Raw genomic sequence first — 23,469 nt, forward strand, 5'->3', positions numbered from 1 at the left:
ACCGGCATTTATGTGAAATTGAAACGCAGGGGGCTTTAGCCCTCTACGGTGATGCCCATCGAACGGGCGGTGCCGGCGATGATCTTGGCTGCTGCCTGGACATCGTTGGCGTTGAGGTCTTCCATCTTCATGGTGGCGATCTCTTCGACCTGGGCCTGGGTCAGGTTGGCAACCTTGGCGGTGTGCGGGGTTGCGGAACCCTTGGCCACACCGGCAGCCTTCTTGATCAGCTGTGCAGCCGGAGGAGTCTTCGTGATGAAGGTGAAGGAACGGTCTTCGTAAACGGTGATTTCAACCGGGATAACGTTGCCGCGCTGGGATTCCGTTGCAGCGTTGTACGCCTTGCAGAATTCCATGATGTTGACACCGTGCTGGCCAAGTGCCGGACCGATCGGAGGAGCCGGGTTGGCGGCACCTGCGTTGATCTGCAGCTTGATGAGGCCGGTGACCTTTTTCTTGGGGGCCATGAAAGGGTCCTTCTCTAAATTATGTTCCCGGAGGACAGGAGCGTCCATCCGGGTTGGTGGCCGCCATGGCTTGGTGGCCGGACGCTGCCTGCAGGTTAAAGCGGACCTGCTGGCAGCGAAGTCTGAAAGCTACTGGAGCTTGGTGACCTGGCCGAAGCCAAGGGTCACAGGAGTCTCGCGCTCGAAGATGGTCACGAGGACCACCAGCTGCTGGGACTCGGGCTTGATCTCGGAGATCGTGGCCTGGAGGGTTTCGAACGGGCCCTCGTTGACCGTGACCGGCTCGCCGACCTCGAAGTCCACGGCAATGTTAGCCGACTGCTGGGCAGCGGGCTTGCCGGCTTCGGTCTTGGGCGAAACCACGGTGTGCTCGAGCATCGAGAACACTTCGTTCAGGCTCAGCGGCGTCGGGTTGTGGGCGTTGCCCACGAAGCCGGTGACGCCGGGGGTGTGGCGCACAACGCCCCACGATTCGTCTGTCAGGTTCATCCGGACCAGGACGTAGCCGGGAATGCGGACCCGGTTCACGATCTTCCGGGTGGTGTTCTTGATCTCGACAACTTCTTCCATCGGGACCTGGATTTCGAAGATGTCCTCTTCCATGTCCAAGGTCTGGATGCGGGTCTCGAGGTTGGACTTCACGCGGTTTTCGTAGCCGGCGTAGGAGTGGATGACGTACCAGTCACCCTCCTGGCGGCGCAGCTTTGCCTTGAAGGCGTCGACCGGATCTTCCTCGGGCTCTTCTTCGGCCTCGGGGGCGGAAACCTCAGCGTCGGCTGCCTCTTCGGTAACGTCTGCTTCGTCTGCCGATGCATCAACAGCAGCAGGCGCCTCGTCGACGTCGGCTGCGGTCATTTCATCCTCGGTATCCAGATCAGCGGCATTGTCATTGACCTGTGATTCGAGTTCTTGCTCGGACACGTGGATTCCTGCTTTCTTCAGAGCATTATCGGTTTTGGCACTAGCTCATGGTCTCCGGTTCCGTATCCCGCAGGTGGAACGCAGGGTCTGGGACTAGCTTTCGCCGCCGCCCTCACCGAAGATCCACAGTGCGCCGGCACCAAAGACAAAGTCGAGAACCGTCACAATAACCATCATCACGACCACGAAGGCCAGGACCACGAGGGTGTACCTCAGCAGTTCCTTGCGGGTGGGGGTGACCACCTTCTTCAGCTCCGCAATGACCTGACGCAGGAAGAGCGCGATCGCCGCGAAGAAGCCGCGCTTCTTGGGCCCGCTGGAGGGGTGTCCCTTGGAGCTGCTGGCAGCTGTCTCGGTCACCTTCGCCTCACTCATCTGTGTAGGTACACGGCTGGCGCACAAACCTGGACTGTGCGCTTCCATGAAGGACTGCTGAGCTGCCGGATGACAGTTCTGCGCAGGGCAGACAGGACTCGAACCTGCAACCTGCGGTTTTGGAGACCGCTGCGCTACCAATTGCGCCACTACCCTATGGAGGAAATATCCCCACCGCCACTATTGTAGCCGCACCCGGCGACCGGATTATTCCAGGATAATCCCTGATCGGAATCCCGACCGGCATCCCGATCGTTGGGCACGAAACAGCGTGGTGAGGAGAACCACCGAGGAACCAGTCTACGCAAAGTTTGCGCCCACGTCGAACCGGCGCCCGCCGGAGGCCGGCGACACACACCGCAGCGGGCGGGCGGACCGCATAAACTGGGGAACGCCGCCGTCGCCCGGGACCACCGGACGCGGCGCGAACGTAAGCTGCCGCCACACATCAGACGGGAATCCCATGTCTTCCACCGGCCGTATTTCAGAGCGCATCGCCTCCATTGCCGAGTCCGCAACACTCGCAGTGGACGCCAAGGCCAAGGCACTGGCGGCCGCCGGCCGCCCGGTTATCGGTTTCGGTGCCGGCGAACCGGACTTCCCCACCCCGGACTACATTGTCGACGCCGCCGTGGAAGCAGCCCGCCAGCCCCGGTTCCACCGCTACTCCCCCGCCGGCGGCCTCCCCGAGCTGAAGAAGGCCATTGCCGAGAAAACCCTGCGTGACTCCGGCTATGCCGTGGATCCGGCCCAGGTCCTGGTGACCAACGGCGGCAAGCAGGCCGTTTACGAGTCCTTCGCCACGCTGCTGAACCCCGGTGACGAAGTGCTGGTGCCCACGCCCTATTGGACCACCTATCCCGAAGCCATCCGGCTCGCCGGCGGCATCCCGGTAGAGGTTTTCGCAGGTCCGGAGCAGGGCTACCTGGTCACCGTCGACCAGCTCGAAGCAGCCCGCACCGACGCCACGAAGGTGCTGCTGTTCGTTTCCCCGTCCAACCCCACCGGTGCGGTCTACCCGCCGGAGGAGGTTGCCGCCATTGGCCGCTGGGCAGCTGCGAACGGCCTGTGGGTCATCACGGATGAAATCTACGAACACCTGACGTACGACGGCGTTCCCTTCACCTCCATCGCCACTGCCGCCCCGGAACTGGGCGACAAGGTGGTTGTGCTCAACGGCGTGGCCAAGACCTACGCCATGACGGGCTGGCGCGTGGGCTGGATGATCGCCGCGCCGGACGTCATCAAGGCTGCGACCAATTTGCAGTCCCATCTGTCCTCCAACGTCTCCAACGTGTCGCAGATGGCCGCCCTGGCCGCCGTTTCCGGCCCGCTGGCTGCGGTGGATGAGATGAAGCAGGCCTTCGACCGGCGCCGCCGCGCCATGGTTTCCGCGCTGAACTCGATTGACGGGGTGGAATGCCCCATGCCGGAAGGCGCCTTCTACGCCTACGCGGACGTCCGCGGACTGCTGGGCCGTGAATTCCCGGGCAAGGACGGCGCCGTGCGCCCCCAGACCTCGGCCGAGCTGGCCGCCCTCATCCTGGACACCGTGGAGGTGGCCGTAGTTCCCGGCGAGGCCTTTGGTCCTTCCGGCTACCTGCGGCTCTCTTATGCCCTGGGCGACGAGGACCTGGCCACCGGCATGGCACGGCTGCAGGAGTTCCTGGGCCGGGCAGCCGGCTAGCGCGGGAGCCTAGAGCAGCCGGCGGTCCGCTGCCCAGCGGGTGAGTTCATGCCGGGAGGACAGCTGGAGCTTGCGCAGCACGGAGGAGACATGGGTTTCCACGGTCTTCACGGAAATGAACAGTTCGCGGGCTACCTCCTTGTAGCTGTAGCCGCGGGCGATCAGGCGCATGACTTCCAGCTCCCGCGCCGAGAGGCGGTCCAGTTCGTCGTCCACCGAGGCCACGCTCGCGGTGCCGAAGGCATCCAGTACAAACCCGGCCAGGCGGGGCGAGAACACGGCGTCGCCGCCGGCAACCCGCAGGACGGCGTCGGAAATCTCCGGACCGGAAATGGTCTTGGTGACGTATCCGCGTGCACCGGCCCTGATCACCGTGACCACGTCCTCCGCGGCGTCGGACACGCTCAGCGCCAGGAACCGGGTGGCCCCCAACAGCCCGGCACAACCGGCCAGGACCTCGGCTCCGCCTCCCCCGCTGCCGCCGGGCAGGTGGACATCCAGCAGGACAACCGCCGGCCGCCGTGCAGTGATCACCTCGATGGCCGATTCCACGCTGTCGGCTTCGGCCACCACGTTGATCCGTGCATCGAGGTCGGCCCGGAGGCCGGAACGGAAAATGGCGTGGTCGTCAACAACGACGACGTCGATCGGCAGGTGCGGTTGGAGCGTCATTTACGTTGTGCTTCCTGGCGGGACGGTTGGTTGGGGAACGAATCAAGCGGGCTGGCCGGGCTGAACCGGCTCACCGGCCGAGCGGGTGCGGCCGAGGCACCGTGAGCAGCGGGAGCGGGTTTGTGACCGGCAGCGGGAGCGTTCGTGGCGGCCGCCGCCGCGACCCCGTCGACCGGAGGACTGTCGGCAGGAACGGTGTCGTCAAGAGGACTGCCGGCAGGAGCTGAACCTGCCGGAGTGCTGCCGGCAGGAGCCGAACCGTGCTCCGGGTTCCCGTCCAGCGGAAGTACCAGCCGGACTTCGGTCCCGCCGGCGCTGCTGCGGATCCCCGCGCTGCCGCCGGCCCGCTCCATCCTGCCGATGATGGAACCGCGCACGCCAATCCGGTCCGGTGGAACCGCTGCCGGATCAAACCCGGGACCGCGGTCCCGGACAAAGACTTCAAGCTGCTCCGGCCGGCATTCGACGTAGACGGAAACGGTGCCGCCTGCATGCTGCGCCGCGTTAAGCAGCGCCGCGCGGGCGGCCTGCGCCAGCGCTTCGGTGCGCTCGTCCAACCGGGCATCGGAGACGGCCACCAACTCTATGGGGTGGCCGTAGGCATCCTCGATTTCAGCGGCAATGCGGCGCAGGCTCTGGACCAGATGGTCCTCGGCACGGGCCCGGTCGGTGTAGAGCCATTGCCTCAGTTCCCGCTCCTGGGCGCGGGCAAGCCGGACCACGTCCTGCTCGGAGCCGGCACGCTTCTGGATCAGGGCCAGGGTCTGCAGGACCGAGTCATGCAGATGGGCGGCAATTTCGGCGCGTTCCGTCTGCCGGATCCGGCCCGCACGTTCGGCTTCCAGGTCCCGCCAGTGCTTGACGGCCCACGGGGTGAATACCAGTGCCACACCTGCCAGGACCGCTGCGGAAGCGAGCAGTCCGGCAACCAGCACGTCCCAGCTCACCGCTCCGGAAACCATCACCAGCACTCCCGCCACCACCAGCAGCAGCCCTGCGGCCAACCGGATCAGCCCGGAAGTCCGGTCTGCGCCGGCACTGTTCACGAGCCCGGCGCGGCGCCTTTCATCCAGCTGGCTCCAGGCCAGCACCGCACCGCCTGCAATGGCGCCGAGCGGCACGAACAGTCCCCAGTTGAGGTCGGCGCCCAACCGCTGGGCGATGAAGGCAGCGGCGACGAGCAGCAGGGCAAGCCCGGCAGCAACTTCGCGCTGCCCGGCTTTGCCCAGGGTTCCAGTCGGCCCCGCCCAGCCGCCGCCGTCGCGCAGGAGCCGGGCATAGTTGTCCGCAATACTGCGCGGGTTGGCCTGGACCTGTTCCTTCTTGTCCAGTTCTTCCCGGGTGGGAACCATGATCCACAGCCAGCCGTACAAGAGGAAGCCGCCGCCGGCCAGGCAGAACACCGCCATGAGGGCACGGGTCAGCTTCACCGGCCAGCCCAGGTGTGCTGCCAGTCCGGCGCAGACGCCGGCAATCATCCGGTCGCGGGGTCGCACCAGAGGTTCTCTCATGGCCCTATCAAAGCACGGCGCGGACCCCGGGAACCGTGCCCGGAGCCAAGTTCCGAAGTTCTTCAGGGGCGGTTCAGGGGCCGCTCAGGGTAGTCCCTGATGCTTCCCAACGCCCCCGGCGGGAAGACTGGGGTCATGAACCCTTTCCCATCCTCTGCCGCCGATGAGCCGGCCTCCGCTTCGGAACAGCAGCCCTCCGGGGCCGGTTCCGCCTCCGCTGGAACCTCCGCTGCAGGCCACCGGCCGGACGGCATACACAGCGGCTTCTTTCAGTGGCTCCGGTCCCTTGGCGTGCAGCGCGGTCCGGACCGCTGGTTCGGCGGCGTAGCTTCCGGCCTCGCGGCGAAGACCGGACTGGATCCGGTGCTGATACGCGGATTGTTTGTGGTCCTGGGGGTTTTCGGGATCGGGTTCCTGGCCTATGGCCTGGCCTGGGCGCTGCTTCCGGAACCGGACGGCAGGATCCACGTGGAAGAAGCCCTCCGCGGCAGCTGGACCTCCGGAATGACCGGCGCGCTCGTGTTTACCATCGTGGGGATGGGCGGCCCCGGTGCTTCGGTCCTCGGCGGCGACTCGTGGTTCGGTGCCGTTGTGTGGACGCTGTTCTGGATCGGCTCCGGCATTGCAGCAATCTACTGGTTCTCCGGGCCCAAGGGCCGCGCATATTTCCAGGGCCATATGCCGCACGGCACATCCGCCCCTGCCGGCGGCCCGGAAGCGGCGGATGCCGGCACTACCGCCGCCGGCACTTCCGGTACCGCCCCGGTGTCGCTGGCCAAAACCGGCAGCCCCGAAACCCCGGCCCCAGCAACCCCGTCCCCCGCAGGCACGGCCCCCGCAGGCACGGCGGGCTTCGGAGACAGCCACGGCGCTCCTGCCGGCTGCACCGCCAAGGCTGCCAAGGTTCCCGGCGCCGGCGGACCCTTCCTGGCGGCCCTCTTCGGGGCAGCCCTGCTTGCCGGCGGCGCAGTCCTCGGCTTGGACTATGCCGGCATCCTTCCCCTTGGCTCCCCGGTTTCCGTGGCCTTGGCTGCGGCGGCGGGGGTTTTTGGACTCGGTGTGGTCCTGCTGGGATTGTTGGGCCGGCAGTCCGGCGGCGCCGGCACGGCGGCGGTGGTGGCCCTTGCGGCGGCCCTGCTGGCCCAGGGAAACCTGGCCAACGCCAACCTCGTCGTCGCCAGCAATGCCGACTGGACACCGCAGGACTCGGCCCAGGCCGGCGGCGGCTACACCTCCGTCGCCGCCAACGGGACTGTGGACCTGCGCGGTACCGACCTTTCCGGGGACACCGATATTCCGGTCAGCGTGGCTGCCGGAAACCTGAACTTCCTGGTTCCCATTGATTCGCCGGTGACCGTCCGGTTTGGCATGGCGGCGGGCAACATCGAAGTCAATGACGGCGGTGACCACCACGAATACAGCGGCTTGTGGCAGTCCACCACCGAGCGCACGTTCAACCAAGACGCCGGCGGGGACCCCATCACCATTGATGTCCGGGGCCTGGCAGGCAATGTACTTGTGACAACTGAAGAAAGCGATCTTTAGCCATGGAGCAGGATAACGAGCGGGACTACCTCGGCCGGCCCTACACCGCCGGCAGCTACGAAACGGAGCCTCCCGGGCAGTACGGGCCGACCCCGCTGATGCCTGAATCCGGGGGCGCGCTTCCCGGCTCACCGTCCCCCGCAGGCCCGGCCCCCACGGACGCGGAGAACGACGGCGACGGCAGCGGAACGGACGCCGCATCCGGCTCGGCACCGGGCCGGGGAATGCGGGTGGGCACGGTGGTGTGGGGCCTGGTCCTCACCGTCCTGGCTGTGCTCCTGCTGCTGGTGGACACCGTGAACCTCAGGGTGGACCCGGTACTGCTCCTGCTGTGCCTTACCCTCGGAGCGGGGCTGGCCCTGCTGGCAGGCGGCTTCCTGGCAGCCTTCCAGCGCAGCCGTTCCCGCTAGCCGCACAGGCAACACCGTCTGCATCACCAGCACCAAAGTTTCCCATTTTCCCCATCGTCAGACAGGCTTGATCCATGGATAAGTTCTTTCAGCTCCTCCGCTCCTCCCCCATCAAACGCCGCAAGGGATGGGCCGGCGGCGTCTGCGCCGGAATCGCCGCAACCTTCGGCTGGGATGTATCCCTGGTCCGGATCGGCGTGCTCCTCAGTTTCCTGCTCCCGTTCATCGGCCTGGGCACATATCTGGTGGCCTGGCTGCTGCTGCCGAAGGCTGACGGAACCATCCTCCTGCAGCGCATGGTGAGCGCCTAGGCTTAGATGCTGCCGGAAGGCTGGCTAGAATCTAGAGCAGCATCACACCGGCGCCATCAGACCAGGGGTAAAAAACATGAAGATCGGTATTCTCACCAGCGGCGGCGACTGCCCCGGGCTGAACGCGGTGATCCGCGGCGCCGTGCTGAAGGGCATCAAGGAATACGATGGCATCGAGTTTGTCGGATTCCGTGACGGCTGGCGCGGCGTGGTGGACGGCGACATCATGGATCTGCCGCGCGCCAGCGTCCGCGGCATTTCCAAGCAGGGCGGAACCATCCTCGGCACTTCCCGCACCAACCCCTTCGAAGGACCCAACGGCGGCCCGGTGAAGATCAAGGCCACGATGGACCGGCTGGGGATTGACGCCATCATCGCGATCGGCGGCGAGGGAACCCTCGCCGCCGCGCAGCGCCTGACCGACGCCGGGCTGCAGATTGTGGGCGTGCCGAAGACCGTGGACAACGACCTCGACGCCACGGATTACACGTTCGGTTTCGACACCGCGGTCCAGATCGCCACGGAAGCCTGCGACCGGCTGCGCACCACCGGCGAGTCCCACCACCGCTGCATGGTGGCCGAGGTAATGGGCCGGCACGTCGGCTGGATTGCGCTGCACTCCGGCATGGCCGCCGGTGCCCACGCCATCCTGATCCCTGAGCACCCGGTGAGCCTGGACCAGATCTCCCAGTGGGTCAACGAGGCCCACGAGCGCGGCCGGGCCCCGCTGGTGGTAGTTGCCGAAGGCTTCGTCACCACGGACATGGAGTCCCCGCACTCCGAACGCGGGCTGGACAGCTTTGGCCGGCCGCGGCTGGGCGGCATCGGTGAACTGCTCGCCCCGGAGATCGAGGCACGGACCGGGATCGAAACCCGGGCGACGGTGCTGGGCCATATCCAGCGCGGCGGCGTGCCGACGGCGTACGACAGGGTCCTCGCCACGCGTCTGGGCATGGCTGCAGTGGACTCGGTGGTGCAGGGCCTGTGGGGCACCATGGTGTCGCTGCACGGCACGGACATTGTCCACGTCGGTTTCGAGAAGGCCCTCGGGAACCTCAAGACCGTCCCGGAGCACCGTTACGACGAAGCGGCCATCCTTTTCGGCTAGGAAACACCGGCACCGCCACCCTCGACGGCCCGCAGCTGTTCCTGTGTATTCCATGAGGATTTGCTGTGGGTCGGCAAGGCGCCGGCCGGGGTGCCCGGGCAGCGGTGTAGGTTGAAACCCATGAACCTGGATTCAGGAACCATAGCGATTATCCAGCTTGCCTGGTCCCGGCACCTGGGGCTGGAGGACAACGCGCTGGCTGAGACGGACAGCGGTGAACGCATCTACAGCGTCAGCGAACGCGCCCAAACCCTGTGTTTCCTTCGTCTGTTCGGCACCGAAGTCTTCAGCGGACCGGAGTGGGCCGCTGATCGTGCGCGCAGCAAGAGCGCCCTTGAACTCACCCGCAATTCGGGCCTGGTGCAGATGTCCATGGAGCACGGCGGGCGGACCCTGGGCGCCGAACAGCTCTTTTTTGCCGATTCCTTCCCCACCGTGGCTCCGCTGGAGGAACTGGCCGTTGCCAATGACCCCGACCTCGCGCTGGCACTGGAACGCCTGTGCCCGCCGGACGACGTCGCCGAAGCAGGATTGGCGGGCAAAGAGGACCTCTTTATCCTCGTGGACGACTCCCTTGACGAACCGCGCCCGGTGGCCGGCGCCGGCTACAGCATTACCGACGGAATCCTGGCGGACATGAGTGTCCTGACGGCGCCGCCGTACCGGCTGCAGGGGCTGGGCAGCTACATCAGCTCGGTTGCCCTGGAGGATGCCATGGCCGGCGGCCTGATCCCGCAGTGGCGGGCACCGCTGGACAACGTGGGTGCCGCGCGGACAGCGGTGGGCTCCGGCTTTATCCCGGCCGGCGTCAAGACATCCGTAGCCCTCTCGGCCTAGGCTGCGGCCGCACCGGTCCCGACGCTCAGCCCAGCAGTTCCAGCATCTCCTGGCGCTTAAAGAACGCCGCCGTGTCACGGGCGGTGGGTGAACCGCCGTCGGGATCTGCTCCGGCGTCCAGCAGGAGGCGGAATACCTCTGCGTAGCCCTTGAACGCGGCCCCGGCGAGCGGGGTCTGGCCCCGGTCATTGCGGGCGTTTACGTCTGCTCCGCGTTCCACCAGCAGCGCTGTTACTGCAGCGTGGCCGTGGTAGGAGGCCAGCATGACCAGGTTGTCACCGGCACTGTTCGTGAGGTTCACCGGCACCCCGGCATCGAGGTAACGGCGGATCCCTTCGGCGTCACCGGCCCGGGCAGCATCAAAGACCATACCGGCCAGCTCAATGATGTCGTCGTCAATTTCCGGGCGGGGTTCCGGGGTGGTCATGGATCTCCTCTTGTGATGGTTTGGTTGTCCGCCGGCTCGCGCCGGGCTAGACCCGCGGTGCTTTCAGGAAGCCCGTGGCGCGTCCGACAACCGCTCCGGCGTCGGGGGCCACGATGGGTTCCTGCGCGGCGGCGTAAAGTTCGCCGTCGTCGTCCACCACCAGCTGGGCGGCGGGATCGACCGACCGCTTCACCACTGCCAGGGCGACGGGGCCCATTTCATAGTGGGCGCCCACGGAGGTCAGTGTTCCGACTTTCCGCTCGCCGAGCATCACCGGACTGCCGGCTGCCGGCATGGTGTGCTGCGAGCCGTCCAGCTGCAGGAACACCAGGCGCCGCGGCGGGTGGCCCAGGTTGTGCACCCGGGCGACGGTTTCCTGGCCCTTGTAACAGCCCTTGGCCAGGTGCACGGCAGTGCGGATCAGGTCCAGCTCGTGCGGGAGGGTTTTATCGTCGGTTTCTGCGCCCAAACGGGGACGCCAGGCGGCAATGCGCAGGGCTTCGGACGCCATGGAACCGGCCAGGGTGCGGCCCGAGGCGTCAATGGCCTCCGCGAAGGAGTCCCTCGGAATCAGGTACTCATGCCAGGGCCGTTCCAGCCCCGGGTGGGCATCCTCCGGGACGGCGGTGTACGCGAAGCCGCCGCTGCCGATGTGCGGCCACGGATCGCTCCAGCGCAGGTACTGCTCCCATTCCGGAACCTCGGCCGTGGTGCCGGCAACCGCCCACTGGTCCGTGGCGTTGGTGACCTCTACCCGGAGCATGAACTTCATCCGCTCCAGCCATTCGGTCAGCCCGGCCGCTTCGGCTGCTTCCACGAGCAGCCACGCGGTTTCACCGTCGTCGATGATCCGGGCGTCGTAGTCGATCCGGCCCTGGACGCTGAGCAGCAGCAGTTCCGAGCTCACGCCGGGCTGCAGGGTGCCCACCTGCTGGGAGGACAGGGTATTCAGCCAGCTCAGCCGGTCCGGCCCGCTGACAGTGACCACGCCGCGGTAGGAGAGGTCGACGACGGCGGTGCCGCGTGCCAGGGCGCGCTGTTCGCGCAGCGGATCACCGTAGTGGGAGGCGGTGCCGGCATCGAGGCCGCCGGCCGCTACGGCACCGTGGCGGGAAAGCAGGGGGCTGGAATACGTCATGGGAAGTGCAACGTCCTTGCCTTGCGGGGCTATTCCCCGGCTCAGGAGCTCTTGTTGAGGATGGCGGAGGCATGGGCTTTGAGGTTTTCACCCTCCGAGGCGACATCCCAGCGCCAGTACAGGTCTCCATTGACCAGGCCGAAGATGCGGGTGGCGGCCGTGTATTCCTTGGAATTCACGCCACGCATGACCAGGTCGGTGGCCAGCTGGATCTGCGGCCCCTTGATCTGCCCGTAGTACAGCTCGGCAATGCCGCCGGGATGCACAATGGTGGCGGTGATGTCGAAGCCGCCGTTTTCGTTGCGCAGCTCTTCGACCTCGTCGGCGCTGCGCAGGGCCGGAACAATGTCTGCGGGCACCAGCCCGGGGCCGCCGTCGGCGTCGTTCAGCGGACGGTCAAGGGACCAGAAGCCGGTCTCCACCGCCAGCGGACGCAGCCGGGTGCCCTGCTCGTCGGTGAGCCAGCTTTCCGCCGTGTACTGCAGGTAGGGCAGGCCGTTCTGGGTGAACGTTACCTTTTGGGCGAAGTGCTCCGAATCGGCTTCGCCTTCGCCAAGCCTCCCGGACCCTTCCCAGGTGCCGATCAGCCAGGAGAGGGGAACCAGTTCCGGCGTCAGGTCGGTGGGGATCTCCATTGGCATGGTGGAACCTGTCCTTCGATATCTAACGGGCCGGCGCAAACGCCGGCAGGCGACGGGTCCGGAGTTACAGGCCCGGGATTACCGGTTCGGTGCTACTTCTGGCCCTTGTACAGGCGGGAAACCACCAGGCCGGCGAATCCGGCCATACCCAGGCCGGTGAGACCCAGCAGAGCGATGAAGAAGATTTCGAGTGCAGTCATGGGTACATCCTAACGCGGGGAAGTGACGGTACAGCCATTCGATCATGCGGGACAGCCCGGACAAAACCGCACTGCGCCCGGGGAGTGCACACCGGCCTGCGGGTCATAGGCCGATGAGGCGTCCGAGGAAATAGACCACCGGTCCCAGCACCAGGACCGGCGCCAGTGCGAGTGCCAGCTGTCCGGCGGTGGTGGATTTGTCCGCACGGGATAACACCAGGCGGCGGAAGGCCATCACGACGGCGGCAACCACCACGCCGGAGAACGCAGCCCACTGCCAGGACACTCCCGCTGCCAGCAGGACGGCAAGTGCGCCGCACAGTCCGCCGGCAACCAGTCCAAGGGGGGCCGCCATCCGGTCCGGCAGCGGGATCAGGGACACCGCTACGGCGGCCAGGGCCGCGGCGCCGGCCACGGCCAGCAGTGCCGGGTCCTCGCCGGCGTCGGCGAGCCTGTCGGCCGCCACCCAGCCTGAAGCCATGGCCGTTACCAGGACACCGGAGATGATGCCGACAATGGATTCCAGGCGGTGGGCCTGGCCGGTGCCGCGCAGCAGCTGGATCAGGAACACTGCCCCCACTCCGACGGCGACGGCGGCGGGCAGCCAGGTCAGCATGGCCGCGGGGGGCGCGTAGCAGGCCGCAGCGGTTGCGCCGGCTCCAACCAGGGCCAGCACCGCGCCCTGCGTCTTACGCGCCGGCACCCCGATCAGGTGCGGCCAGCACAGGCCGGTCAGCACGGCGGCTGCACCGGACACCAGCGCCACGGCGGGCACCGAGAGGTAGGAGGCACTTACGATACCGATAATGGCAAGCGCCGCCGGCACCGCTAAGCTCCATAGTTTCACCCTAGTTATCCTGCCTTATTACGGCGTCCAGATGAAAAGCGACAGGCCCGCAAAGGCCGATGGGTATACTTTCGATCACTTCCAGCCAAGCGGATCGGCGAAGAATCTGTGCCCAACGGTGTGCGCCCAACATTCGGAGGACCTATGTCGCACATTCTGCTCCTGACCAACAGTTCAGGTGCCTCGGTGAATGTCCTGCCTGCCCTGGAGCTGCTCAACCACAAGGTCCATGTTGTTCCGGCGGAGCCCACTGCCCTCCTGGACACCGAGCCCAGCGACGTCATCCTCATTGATGCCCGCAAGGACCTGGTGGGAGCCCGTTCCCTGACCCAGCTGCTCAAGGCCACGGGGCTTGGCACCCCGCTGATCCTGATCCTGACCGAGGGCGGCATGGCCGCCGTCGCCCCCAACTGGCTGTCCGACGACGTCATCCTGGATACCGCAGGACCTGCCGAGCTGGAAGCCCGGCTGCGGCTGGCGTCGGCCCGGGGCGGCAGCGGCGCGGAGGAAACCGTCACGGAGATCTCCGCCTCCGGCGTCGTGATTGACGAGGCAAGCTACACCGCACGTGTCAACGGCACGGCACTGAACCTGACCTACAAGGAATTCGAGCTGCTTAAGTACCTGGCACAGCACCCCGGGCGGGTCTTCACCCGCGACCAGCTGCTGCACGAGGTGTGGGGCTACGACTACTACGGCGGCACCCGCACCGTGGACGTGCATGTACGCCGGCTGCGCGCCAAGCTCGGGCCGGACCACGAAACGCTGATCGGCACGGTCCGCAACGTCGGCTACCGGTTCACCCGCTCCCGTACGGAAACCGCCGCACCCGCCAGCCAGGATGCCTGAGCACCCGAACCCGCGCCGTGCGGCCCGCTCACAGCCCCGGCCGCGCTAGGCTTTCGGCATGAGTGAAGAACCGCAGACAGCATGGCCCGTCGTCGAGACACGCGGAACCCCGGAACCCGCTGCCTTGGCAGACATCCTGGAACTGGCAGCGGCCGCCCGGGATTCCGACGGCAACCCTCCCCTGTCCGAGCAGACGCTCGTTGACCTGCGCTCGGCGGACGCGGACCCGGACACGCTGGCCGTCTTTACGACCTACGCCGACGACGCGGGTGCAGCTACCGGCGGCGGCCGCTGGCTGGCCGGCGTTGCCGTGCTGGTGGCCGAAGCCCCCGGCGCCCCCGGGGTCCTGGAACTGGTGGTGCACCCGAACTACCGCAACCAGGGTGTGGGCACTGCGCTGGCCCGGGCGGTTGCCGAGCGGACCGGCACGAACCGGCCCGCTGCCTGGTCGCACGGAAACCATGAAGCCGCCGTTGAGCTTGCTTCACGGTTTGGCTACCGGCCGGTCCGCGACCTGTGGAAGATGCGGCTGAGCCGTTCCGCCCTGGCCGACGCACTGCCGGAGGCACCGTTCCCGGAGGGCGTGACACTGCGTTCCTTCGAACCCGGCCGCGATGAACTTCCCTGGCTTGAAGCCAACGCCGCAGCGTTCTCGCACCACCCTGAACAGGGTTCGATGAGCCTGGCCGATCTGCAGGCCCGGATGGCCGAGGACTGGTTCGACCCGTCCGGGTTCCTCCTGGCCGTGGACCAGGACGGAAAAATCCTGGGCTTCCACTGGACCAAGGTGCATCCGGGTGCCGGCGGCCATCCGCCCATCGGCGAGGTGTACGTGGTGGGCGTCAGCCCCGACGCGCAGGGCAAGGGGCTGGGCAAGGCCCTCACGATTGCCGGGATCCGGCACCTGCATGCCGCCGGACTGGACGCGGTGATGCTGTACGTGGACGCGGACAATACCGCCGCCGTCGCGCTGTATCAACGGCTGGGCTTTGTCCGCTGGGACCAGGACGTCATGTACGCCCCCGCATAGATTCCGCAGCTTGTAATGTTATTTGGACAGGGCCGCCCGGCCACCGGCGCGGCTGCCCTGTCCCGCCGCCAGCACTTCAGGGAGACACTATGGATTTCGATACCGCCGCCGAGCCCCGCGCGACCTTCGGGTCGGCCGAGGCCATGTCGGCGCCCCGGGCCACCCAGGACCGCATCGACATCCCGGACTTCGGCCCTGCCCTGCTGCCCAGCGGGGATATCTCGCCGGCGCGCTTCCTGGACCGGGAAATCAGCTGGCTGCACTTCAATGCCCGCGTGCTGGAGCTGGCGGAGGACCCGGAGCTGTTCCTGCTGGAGCGGGTGAACTTCCTGTCCATCTTCGCCTCCAACCTGGACGAGTTCTTCATGGTCCGGGTGGCCGGGCTTAAGCGCCGGATTGCCACCGGGCTGGCCGTCCCGTCCGCCGCGGGGATGAGCCCCATCGAACAGCTGGAGGAGATCGTGGCCGCCGGCTACCGCCTGCAGCAGCGCCACGCAAACGTATTCGCTCAGCAGATCCGCCCCGCCCTCGCCGAGGAACAGATCTACCTGGTCAGCTGGGACGAGCTCGACGACGCCGCCAAGGCGAACCTGCACAAACAGTTCGCGTCCAAGGTCTTCCCGATCCTGACGCCGCTGGCCGTTGATCCGGCCCACCCGTTCCCCTATATTTCCGGGCTGTCCCTGAACCTGGCCGTGGTGGTCCGCAACCCGGTCAGCGGCAAGGAGTTCTTTGCCCGCGTCAAGGTTCCGGACCAGCTGCCGCGGCTGATCTCCGTGGACGGACCCCGCGCCGGCAACGTGGCCGGGCGGATGGCCCGTTTCATTACGCTCGAAGACGTGATTGCCCAGCACCTGGACCAGCTCTTCCCGGGCATGGACGTCATTGAGCACTACACCTTCCGCGTGACCCGCAACGAGGATCTCGAGGTGGAAGAGGACGACGCCGAGAACCTGCTGCAGGCCCTGGAAAAGGAGCTGCTCCGCCGCCGCTTCGGGCCGCCGGTGCGCCTGGAAGTAACTCCGGAAATGAACCCGAATATCCGCGAACTGCTTGAACGCGAGCTGGGCGTGGAGTCGGACGAGGTCTATGTCCTGCCCGCCCCGCTGGACCTGCGCGGGCTGTCCGGGATCAGCCGCATCGACCGGACGGATCTGCACTATCCGAAGCAGGTACCGCATACCAACCGGCACCTGAAGGAGTCCGAAACCTCCAAGCCGGCCAACGTCTTTGCCGCCATGCGGCGCCGGGACATCCTCCTGCACCACCCGTACGATTCCTTCTCCACCTCCACCCAGGCCTTCCTGGAGCAGGCTGCTGCGGATCCCCGCGTCCAGGCCATCAAGCAGACCCTGTACCGCACCTCCGGGGACTCCCCCATTGTCGACGCACTGATCGACGCCGCCGAGGCCGGCAAGCAGGTCCTGGCGCTGGTGGAAATCAAGGCACGTTTCGATGAGCAGGCCAACATTTCCTGGGCCCGCAAGCTGGAGCAGGCCGGGGTCCACGTCGTGTACGGCATCGTGGGGTTGAAAACCCACTGCAAGCTTTCGCTGGTGGTCCGGCAGGAAGTGGACGGGCTGCGCCGCTACTGCCACATCGGCACCGGCAACTACCACCCGCGCACCGCCCGCTACTACGAGGACCTGGGCCTGCTGACGGCCAATGAGCAGGTGGGCGAAGACCTTACGAAGCTGTTCAACCAGCTGTCCGGCTACGCGCCCAAGTCCACGTTCAAGCGCCTCCTGGTGGCACCGCGCTCCGTCCGGTCAGGACTGATCGACCGGATTGAACGGGAGATCGCCAATAAGAAGGCCGGCCTCAGCGCCCGTGTCATCATCAAGGTCAACTCGATGGTGGACGAGGCAATCATCGACTCCCTCTACCGGGCTTCCCAAGCCGGTGTGCAGGTGGACGTGATTGTCCGCGGCATCTGCTCGGTACGCCCCGGCGTGCCCGGGCTGAGCGAGAACATTACGGTCCGTTCCGTGCTGGGCCGCTTCCTGGAGCACTCCCGCGTGTTCGCCTTCGCCAACGGAGGCGATCCGGTGGTCTTCATCGGTTCAGCCGACATGATGCACCGCAACCTGGACCGCCGCGTCGAGGCCCTGGTCCAGCTGGCATCCAAGGACGACGTTGCGGAACTGGTGGCGCTGATGGACCGGTACATGGACCCCGGCACCGCCAGCTGGCACCTGGATGCGGAAGGGATCTGGAACCGCCACCATAAGGATGCAGAGGGCAACCCGCTGCAGGATGTCCAGTCCTGGCTGCTGGCCTCCCGTTCGCGCCAGCGCTCGGTGGCCCGCCGCTGATGGAAGCAACGGAGTCCCGGACGACGCCGGCCGCTGCCCTCGGGGACGCGCCGGTCAAGGTGGTTGCTGCCGGCGCCCTGTGCTGGCGGGAGCGCGAAGGCAAGCTGCAGGTCCTGATGATCCACCGTCCCCGCTATGACGACTGGTCCTGGCCCAAGGGGAAGCTGGACGACGGCGAGACCACGCCCGAATGCGCCGTGCGCGAGGTCCGCGAGGAAGTGGGCCTGCGGATCAGCTTGGGCATCCCGCTGCCGCCCACCGTCTACCCGGTGGCCTCCGGCATGAAGATTGTCCACTACTGGGCCTCTCACGTGGACTCAGGCAAGGCCCGTCCCGACGGCAAGGAGGTGGACGGGATCCGCTGGTGCAGCCCCGAGGAAGCTGCCGAGTCGCTGACCAATCCCACCGACAAGCTTCCGCTGCAAGAACTGGTCCTGGCCTATGACGAGCAGCGCCTGCTGACCTGGCCGCTCATTGTGGTGCGCCATGCCAAAGCCAAGCCCCGTTCCTCCTGGACCAGGGCCGAAGGGGACCGTCCGCTGGTTGCTACCGGCCTGCGCCAGGCCATGGCCGTCTCGCGGCTGCTGGTGGCCTGGCGGCCCAAACGGGTGGTCTCCAGCCCTTGGGTCCGCTGCGTGCAGACCGTCAAGCCGTATGTGAAGGCGGAAGGCGCCAAGTTCAAGACGGTGGACGCCCTCACCGAGCACAACGCCAAGCGGAAACCGGGCAAGGCCCGCGGCGCCGTGGAAGGCCTGTTCGACAAGGCCAAGTCCGCGGCCGTGTGCACGCACCGCCCGGTACTGCCGCTGGTCTTTGACGTGCTGGCCGCGCACATGCCCGAGGAGATGGCTGCCGGACTGCCCGTCAAGGACCCGTACCTGGCGCCCGGCGAGTCCGTGATCTGCCAGGTCAGCAGTGCCGATGAAGGCCGTATTGTTTCCCTGGAGAAGTACCGGGCGTTCGACGACTGACGTTTCACCGGCGCGAGGGGGCGCCCGCCATGACCGAAACCCACCGCGATACTTCACCGGGCGGCGTAACAGTCAGCGGTGCATCGGCCAGCACCGTGCCCGGCCCGGCGTACGGCTGGTACGTCGCCGCCGCCGTCGTCGTCCTGGCTGCGGCAGGCGCCGGGGCAGTTCTCTACCCGGACCTGCCGCAGTCCCTGCCGGTGCATTGGAACGGTGCGGGGCAAGCCGACAGCTATGCGCCCAAGAGCACCTGGTCCGTCTTTGCTGCGCCGCTGATAGCCCTTGGAATGCTGCTCTTCCTGCTGGGAACTGCGGCGGTCATCCCGCGGCTGGCGGCCTTGTCCGGCCAGCTGCACGCCGGCGGCCCTGCGGCCCATACTGCCAACATCCGCGCCACGCAGTTCTTCCTCGGCGGCACCGCCTTCGCACTGAGCATGCTGTTCGCCTGGCTTGCCCTGCGGGGCTGGCTCCTGCCCCCGGACGGCAGCGCCCTGGAATTCGTGCTGCCCACGGTGGCCCTGTTCCTGGCCATGGCCGGCTTCGGGGTGGCAGCCGTGCGCCGGTACCGCAGGGAAGTTGCAGGGACGTCGGATGCGGCGGCAGAGGAGGAGACGGCAGAGGGCCCGGGAGATGAACCGGACGCCCCCGCAGCCGGCGCCGGTGATCCGGTGGCGCAGCGCTGCAACTACCGTGCCGGCATCTACGTGAACCGCGCCGATCCCCGCCTGCTGGTCCCCAAACGGCTGGGCGTTGGCTGGACGCTGAACGCCGGCCGTCCCGCCGGGCTGGCCTTTTACCTGCTGATCGGACTGGTCAGTGTGGCTGCCCTTGTGGCGGGCATCGCACTGCCCCTGCTGGCGCCCTGACCTGAACTAGACTGGCCCGGTGAGCATTCCAACCCCGTATGAAGACCTGCTGCGAGACGTTATGGCCAACGGCACGCAGAAGTCCGACCGCACCGGCACCGGCACGCGCAGCGTGTTCGGCCGCCAGATGCGCTTTGACCTCAGCGAGTCCTTTCCGCTGATCACCACCAAGCGGGTGCACTTCAAATCCGTGGCCCTGGAACTCCTGTGGTTCCTGCGCGGCGATTCGAATGTGCGCTGGCTGCAGGAGCGCGGCGTCAGCATCTGGGACGAATGGGCTGACGACGACGGCGAACTGGGACCGGTCTACGGTGTCCAGTGGCGCTCGTGGCCCACCCCGGACGGCGGGCACATCGACCAGATCGCCAAACTGGTCGAAGGGATCCGGAAGAACCCTGACTCGCGCCGGCACATCGTCACCGCCTGGAACCCGGCCGAAGTGGAAAATATGGCCCTGCCGCCGTGCCACGCCCTGTTCCAGTTCTACGTTGCCGACGGGAAGCTTTCCTGCCAGCTTTACCAGCGCTCCGCGGACACCTTCCTGGGCGTCCCCTTCAACATTGCCTCGTACGCCCTGCTCACCATGATGGTTGCCCAGCAGACCGGTCTGGAGCCGGGCGAATTCGTGTGGAGCGGCGGCGACGTGCACATTTACGACAACCACGTGGAGCAGGTCCGCGAACAGCTGAGCCGCGAGCCTTTCCCCTACCCGAAACTGCATATCCGCCGTACGCCGGAGAGCATTTTCGACTACACGCTTGAGGACTTCGAAGTCCGGGACTACCAGCACCATCCCGGCATCAAAGCTCCCATCGCCGTTTGATCCGACCCCAACGGAAAAGGACACCATGACTGAGTCCGTACCCAACACGTCCGCTCCCGGCACCCGCTACTACCCGGTGGGCGGCGGTTCCGGCGAAGGAGCGGACCTGCACGAAGTGCTGCAGGAACTCGGCACCGTACCCGCCGGGGAACCGGTCATCGGCATGGTCTGGGCGCAGACTGCCGGCGGCGTCATAGGACGCGACGGCGGGATGCCGTGGCACCTGCCCGAAGACCTGGCACATTTCAAGGCCACCACCGCCGGTCACCCGGTGATCATGGGCCGGCGCACCTGGGAGTCCTTCCCGGCGAAATACCGTCCCCTTCCGGACCGGACGAACATCATCATTTCTTCCAGCCCGGAACTGGCAGCCGAAGCGTCAGCCTCCGGCGCCGTCGTCACGGGTTCCCTCGAGCAGGCACTGGCCGCCGCTGCCGCCAGCCCCGGCAGCGAGGAAGTCTGGATCATCGGCGGCGCGCAGCTCTACGAGGCGGCCGTGGAAGTGGCCGACGCCGCGGTGGTGACCGTGATCGACAGCGAGACCGAGGGCGACACCTACGCCCCTCACCTTGGCCCGGAGTGGACCTTTACCGGGGTCAGCCCGGCCTCCGGCTGGTACACGTCCGCCAACGGCAGCCAGTACCGGATTGCCCTCTGGACACGTGATGCGCGTGGACAGTGACGTAAACAACCAAGACGGCAGCGGCCCAACGCCCTAAAGTGGAACCCATGACTTCTTCCTCCGTTCCCACTGCAGGTTTCATCGGCTGGCGCGGCATGGTTGGCTCCGTCCTGATGCAGCGCATGCAGGACGAAGGCGATTTTGCCCTGGTCAACCCCGTCTTCTTCTCCACCTCCAACGCGGGAGGAGACGCGCCGTCGTTCGCGGCCGGCGCGGGCCCGCTGCAGGACGCCTACGACGTCGAGGCGCTGGCCAAGCTGCCGATCATCGTGACGGCGCAGGGCGGGGACTACACCGCGGAGGTCTTCCCGAAGCTGCGTGCCGCCGGCTGGGACGGGATCTGGATTGATGCCGCCTCCACACTGCGGATGGATGACGACGCAATCATTGTGCTCGATCCGGTGAACCGCGACGTGATCGATGCCGGACTGGCCCGGGGCGTGAAGAACTTTGTCGGCGGCAACTGCACGGTCTCCTGCATGCTGATGGGCCTGGGCGGCCTGTTCCGCAATGGCCTGGTGGAATGGGGCACCTCCATGACCTACCAGGCAGCGTCCGGCGGCGGTGCCCGGCACATGCGCGAACTGCTGAACCAGTTCGGTGCGCTGCACGGTGCGGTGGCCCCGGAGCTGGCTGACCCGGCGTCGGCCATCCTCGCCATTGACCGGGCCGTGCTGGCTGCGCAGCAGGACCCGGCGCTGGATTCTTCCCGGTTTGGAGTGCCGCTGGCCGGTTCCGTGATCCCGTGGATTGACGCGGACCTGGGCAACGGCATGTCCAAGGAAGAGTGGAAGGGCGGCGCGGAAACCAACAAGATCCTCGGCCGCGGTGCTGGCGGACGTATCCCGTTTGACGGATTGTGCGTGCGCATCGGTGCCATGCGCTCCCACTCCCAGGCGCTGACCCTGAAGCTCACCGAGGATCTCTCCGTCGAAGAGATCGAGAAGATCATTGACGCGGACAACGAGTGGGCGAAGGTGGTGCCCAACACCAAGGAGGCCACCATGGCCGAGCTGACCCCCGTGGCGGTCACCGGCACGCTGCAGGTTCCGGTGGGACGTATCCGCAAGCTGGAAATGGGCCCGGAGTACATCAGCGCCTTCACCATCGGCGACCAGCTGCTCTGGGGTGCGGCCGAGCCGTTGCGCCGGATGCTGCGCATCGCCACCGGCAACCTGTAAGGGGCCCTGCACCGCTCCCGCGCAGCACCGGGGCGGGCAAGGCCAGGCCCGTACGCAAAACTGTCAGAGGCATGTGGCAGGTTGTTGCGCATGGAGCAGCAACCGGCCGCGGGGCACAACGCAGGGCATCCTGCCCAACAGAGCATAGACGCCATCCTGAGCAGTTTTTTTGCCTTCAGCTGCGCGGGCAAGCAGATACCCACGCATGCCCGCTACCTGCGGGTTGGCGTACAGCTGCGCGCCTATCTCGAGGCCGAAGGCGTCCGCATCCTCTCGGCGGAGGACACGGCGCTCCTGGAGCTGGAACGCGGTTTCGGTGAAGGCTCAGCCTTTGCCCGGCTGTTTGGCGCCGCAGAGCTCGCCTATGCCCTCACCGGCTTCCTGGACCCGGCGTGGCTGCTGCCGGACCTGCAGGACAGGCGCACCCAGGTCAGCATGACCCCGCGCCTGATCCAGTGGCTGTGCAACACGCATCTGCTGGATCCGCACCGGCACCGCCCGGCTATCCGCGGCGCCCGTGCGGCGGCGGCGGAGGCGCGGAAAGGCCCCGCCGGCAGGGAGGGTTCCCAGCGGCGCTGGGAGGGTTCCTAGAGGCTGCAGTTCACCAGGACGGGCTCGGGATGCAGCCGGATTCCGAAGGCCTGCTCCACTCCCTTCGCCACGGCGCGTGCCACCACCAGCAGGTCTTCCGCGGTTGCCTCTCCGCGGTTGGTCACCGCCAGGGTGTGCTTGGTAGACAGGGAAGCACGGCCTCCGGTCCCGTCCGCCGGGTCCAACCCGAATCCCTTGCGGAAACCTGCGTGGCTGATCAGCCACGCGGCGCTGAGCTTTACGTGTCCGGGCTCCGTTACCGGATAGCGCGGGGCGTCCTCGGGCAGGTTTGCAGCCGTTGCCTCGTCCACAATGGGGTTGGTGAAGAAGGAGCCGGTGCTGTAGGTATCCGGGTCCGCTGCATCCAGGACCATGCCCTTGCCCGCCCGCAGGCGCAGTACCTCGCGGCGTACATCCACGGCATCGGTCCGCTCGCCCAGGTCCGTGCCCAGTGCACGGGCCAGCTCGGCGTAACGCACCGGGGCACTGGTATGGCCCTTGGCCAGGTTGAACTCGACGCTGAGCACAACGTAACGCGGGGAGCCGTTGACTGTGCTGCGCTTGAGTACCGAATCCCGGTAGCCGAAGCCCAGCTCCGCGTTGCTGAATTCCGCCACGCAGCGTTCGGTGCGGTCCCAGGCCCGCACCGACCGGATGGACTGGGACACATCTGCGCCGTAGGCACCCACGTTCTGCACCGGGGTTGCCCCGGCGAGCCCGGGAATGCCCGAGAGGGCTTCCAGTCCGGAATAGCCTTCGGCCAGGGTGTACGCCACCAGTTCGTCCCAAGGGTGGCCGGCTTCGGCACGCAGGACGGCGCCGCCGTCGTCGGTCGGTGTCATCCGCAGTCCGCGGGTGGCGATGCGGATGACCGCGCCGTCGAACCCCCGGTCCGAGATCAGCAGATTGGATCCGCCGCCAACGATCAGCAGCGGCTCCCCCGCCTCGTCCGCGGCGCGGACGGCGAGGATCAGTTCGTCTTCGGTTTCGGCTTCAAGGTAGCGGCGGGCGGGCCCGCCAACGCGTGCGGTAGTCAGCGATGCCAGCGGCATCCGGGTCAAAGC

General features: G+C 66.9%; 25 protein-coding genes and 1 tRNA gene. 15 read left to right on the forward strand and 11 right to left on the reverse strand.

Translation table 11 applies throughout. The annotated features are described in order from the left end of the window. Window positions 1-35: 35 nt before the first annotated feature. The 4 genes from rplK to LOC57_RS01575 form a co-directional block, all read right to left on the reverse strand. Window positions 36-467 (reverse strand): 50S ribosomal protein L11, encoded by a 432-nt coding sequence (rplK, locus tag LOC57_RS01560; RefSeq protein ID WP_146361026.1) that lies wholly within the window; start codon window positions 465-467, stop codon window positions 36-38. Between the two features lie 129 nt (window positions 468-596). Next, entirely contained in the window at window positions 597-1,388 is a 792-nt protein-coding gene (nusG, locus tag LOC57_RS01565; RefSeq protein ID WP_227912778.1) for a transcription termination/antitermination protein NusG, read from the reverse strand. A gap of 93 nt (window positions 1,389-1,481) precedes the next feature. Further along, a complete protein-coding gene (gene secE, locus LOC57_RS01570; protein WP_227912777.1) occupies window positions 1,482-1,763 on the reverse strand; it encodes a preprotein translocase subunit SecE in 282 nt (93 codons plus the stop codon). Window positions 1,764-1,846: 83 nt separating this feature from the next. Next, window positions 1,847-1,919: transfer RNA gene (locus tag LOC57_RS01575), tRNA-Trp, on the reverse strand. Window positions 1,920-2,226: 307 nt separating this feature from the next. On the opposite strand from LOC57_RS01575, the gene LOC57_RS01580 reads away from it, so the two are divergent. Then, the gene (locus LOC57_RS01580) at window positions 2,227-3,450 is read left to right on the forward strand and encodes a pyridoxal phosphate-dependent aminotransferase (RefSeq protein WP_227912776.1); all 1,224 of its coding nucleotides are present in this window, start codon (window positions 2,227-2,229) and stop codon (window positions 3,448-3,450) included. A 9-nt stretch (window positions 3,451-3,459) separates the two neighbouring features. Here the strand turns inward: LOC57_RS01580 and LOC57_RS01585 are convergent, their stop codons facing one another. After that, on the reverse strand, window positions 3,460-4,122 hold the full coding sequence (locus tag LOC57_RS01585; protein ID WP_227912775.1) for a LuxR C-terminal-related transcriptional regulator: 663 nt from the start codon (window positions 4,120-4,122) through the stop codon (window positions 3,460-3,462). Further along, window positions 4,119-5,633 (reverse strand): ATP-binding protein, encoded by a 1,515-nt coding sequence (locus tag LOC57_RS01590; protein WP_227925106.1) that lies wholly within the window; start codon window positions 5,631-5,633, stop codon window positions 4,119-4,121. Before LOC57_RS01590 ends, LOC57_RS01585 begins: the two co-directional genes overlap by 4 nt. A gap of 135 nt (window positions 5,634-5,768) precedes the next feature. Here LOC57_RS01590 and LOC57_RS16415 point away from each other — a divergent pair, with 135 nt between their 5' ends. The 5 genes from LOC57_RS16415 (at window position 5,769) to LOC57_RS01620 (ending at window position 9,844) form a co-directional block, all read left to right on the forward strand. Beyond that, window positions 5,769-7,178, forward strand: a complete 1,410-nt coding sequence (locus LOC57_RS16415) for a PspC domain-containing protein (RefSeq protein WP_269440239.1) — start codon at window positions 5,769-5,771, stop codon at window positions 7,176-7,178. A gap of 2 nt (window positions 7,179-7,180) precedes the next feature. Next, on the forward strand, window positions 7,181-7,588 hold the full coding sequence (locus LOC57_RS01605; RefSeq protein WP_229957693.1) for a hypothetical protein: 408 nt from the start codon (window positions 7,181-7,183) through the stop codon (window positions 7,586-7,588). A gap of 74 nt (window positions 7,589-7,662) precedes the next feature. Next, on the forward strand, window positions 7,663-7,899 hold the full coding sequence (locus tag LOC57_RS01610; protein ID WP_227912772.1) for a PspC domain-containing protein: 237 nt from the start codon (window positions 7,663-7,665) through the stop codon (window positions 7,897-7,899). A 76-nt stretch (window positions 7,900-7,975) separates the two neighbouring features. Next, a complete protein-coding gene (locus LOC57_RS01615) occupies window positions 7,976-9,007 on the forward strand; it encodes a 6-phosphofructokinase (RefSeq protein WP_227912771.1) in 1,032 nt (343 codons plus the stop codon). 120 nt (window positions 9,008-9,127) lie between these two features. After that, window positions 9,128-9,844 carry a GNAT family N-acetyltransferase gene (locus LOC57_RS01620; protein ID WP_227912770.1) on the forward strand — a complete coding sequence of 239 codons (717 nt, stop codon included), beginning with the start codon at window positions 9,128-9,130 and terminating at the stop codon, window positions 9,842-9,844. A 25-nt stretch (window positions 9,845-9,869) separates the two neighbouring features. Here the strand turns inward: LOC57_RS01620 and LOC57_RS01625 are convergent, their stop codons facing one another. The 4 genes from LOC57_RS01625 to LOC57_RS01640 all read right to left on the reverse strand — a co-directional run bounded on the left by LOC57_RS01625 (window position 9,870) and on the right by LOC57_RS01640 (window position 13,097). Next, window positions 9,870-10,271, reverse strand: a complete 402-nt coding sequence (locus LOC57_RS01625) for an ankyrin repeat domain-containing protein (RefSeq protein WP_227912769.1) — start codon at window positions 10,269-10,271, stop codon at window positions 9,870-9,872. A 46-nt stretch (window positions 10,272-10,317) separates the two neighbouring features. Then, window positions 10,318-11,409 (reverse strand): CAF17-like 4Fe-4S cluster assembly/insertion protein YgfZ, encoded by a 1,092-nt coding sequence (gene ygfZ, locus LOC57_RS01630; RefSeq protein WP_227912768.1) that lies wholly within the window; start codon window positions 11,407-11,409, stop codon window positions 10,318-10,320. Between the two features lie 41 nt (window positions 11,410-11,450). Continuing rightward, the gene (locus tag LOC57_RS01635) at window positions 11,451-12,050 is read right to left on the reverse strand and encodes an FABP family protein (RefSeq protein WP_227912767.1); all 600 of its coding nucleotides are present in this window, start codon (window positions 12,048-12,050) and stop codon (window positions 11,451-11,453) included. Window positions 12,051-12,353: 303 nt separating this feature from the next. Then, a complete protein-coding gene (locus LOC57_RS01640; protein WP_229957694.1) occupies window positions 12,354-13,097 on the reverse strand; it encodes a hypothetical protein in 744 nt (247 codons plus the stop codon). A gap of 144 nt (window positions 13,098-13,241) precedes the next feature. Between LOC57_RS01640 and LOC57_RS01645 the strand changes: the two genes are divergently transcribed. From LOC57_RS01645 to LOC57_RS01685, 9 genes are all read left to right on the forward strand, one after another. Then, on the forward strand, window positions 13,242-13,946 hold the full coding sequence (locus tag LOC57_RS01645; RefSeq protein WP_227925111.1) for a winged helix-turn-helix transcriptional regulator: 705 nt from the start codon (window positions 13,242-13,244) through the stop codon (window positions 13,944-13,946). Window positions 13,947-14,004: 58 nt separating this feature from the next. Beyond that, window positions 14,005-14,976: a mycothiol synthase gene (gene mshD / locus LOC57_RS01650; protein WP_227925113.1), complete on the forward strand. Its 972-nt coding sequence runs from the start codon at window positions 14,005-14,007 to the stop codon at window positions 14,974-14,976. Window positions 14,977-15,065: 89 nt separating this feature from the next. Continuing rightward, the gene (locus LOC57_RS01655; protein WP_227912763.1) at window positions 15,066-17,291 is read left to right on the forward strand and encodes an RNA degradosome polyphosphate kinase; all 2,226 of its coding nucleotides are present in this window, start codon (window positions 15,066-15,068) and stop codon (window positions 17,289-17,291) included. Beyond that, window positions 17,291-18,262 (forward strand): NUDIX hydrolase, encoded by a 972-nt coding sequence (locus LOC57_RS01660; protein ID WP_227912762.1) that lies wholly within the window; start codon window positions 17,291-17,293, stop codon window positions 18,260-18,262. The genes LOC57_RS01655 and LOC57_RS01660 overlap by 1 nt, the downstream gene beginning before the upstream one ends. Before the next feature lie 29 nt (window positions 18,263-18,291). Continuing rightward, a complete protein-coding gene (locus tag LOC57_RS01665) occupies window positions 18,292-19,128 on the forward strand; it encodes a DUF1648 domain-containing protein (RefSeq protein WP_227912761.1) in 837 nt (278 codons plus the stop codon). Between the two features lie 19 nt (window positions 19,129-19,147). After that, window positions 19,148-19,951 carry a thymidylate synthase gene (locus LOC57_RS01670; RefSeq protein ID WP_283996397.1) on the forward strand — a complete coding sequence of 268 codons (804 nt, stop codon included), beginning with the start codon at window positions 19,148-19,150 and terminating at the stop codon, window positions 19,949-19,951. Between the two features lie 25 nt (window positions 19,952-19,976). Continuing rightward, window positions 19,977-20,633, forward strand: a complete 657-nt coding sequence (locus tag LOC57_RS01675) for a dihydrofolate reductase (RefSeq protein WP_331460624.1) — start codon at window positions 19,977-19,979, stop codon at window positions 20,631-20,633. Between the two features lie 47 nt (window positions 20,634-20,680). Next, on the forward strand, window positions 20,681-21,814 hold the full coding sequence (gene asd / locus LOC57_RS01680; protein WP_227912759.1) for an aspartate-semialdehyde dehydrogenase: 1,134 nt from the start codon (window positions 20,681-20,683) through the stop codon (window positions 21,812-21,814). 90 nt (window positions 21,815-21,904) lie between these two features. Next, the gene (locus tag LOC57_RS01685) at window positions 21,905-22,405 is read left to right on the forward strand and encodes a hypothetical protein (RefSeq protein ID WP_229957696.1); all 501 of its coding nucleotides are present in this window, start codon (window positions 21,905-21,907) and stop codon (window positions 22,403-22,405) included. On the opposite strand, the gene LOC57_RS01690 is transcribed toward LOC57_RS01685, so the two are convergent. After that, window positions 22,402-23,466, reverse strand: coding sequence for a UDP-N-acetylmuramate dehydrogenase (locus LOC57_RS01690; protein ID WP_229957715.1), 1,065 nt, complete (start codon window positions 23,464-23,466; stop codon window positions 22,402-22,404). The genes LOC57_RS01685 and LOC57_RS01690 overlap by 4 nt on opposite strands. Window positions 23,467-23,469: the final 3 nt, after the last annotated feature.

Origin of the sequence: Arthrobacter sp. zg-Y750, from assembly GCF_020907365.1 — a bacterium.
GTDB lineage: Bacteria > Actinomycetota > Actinomycetes > Actinomycetales > Micrococcaceae > Arthrobacter_B.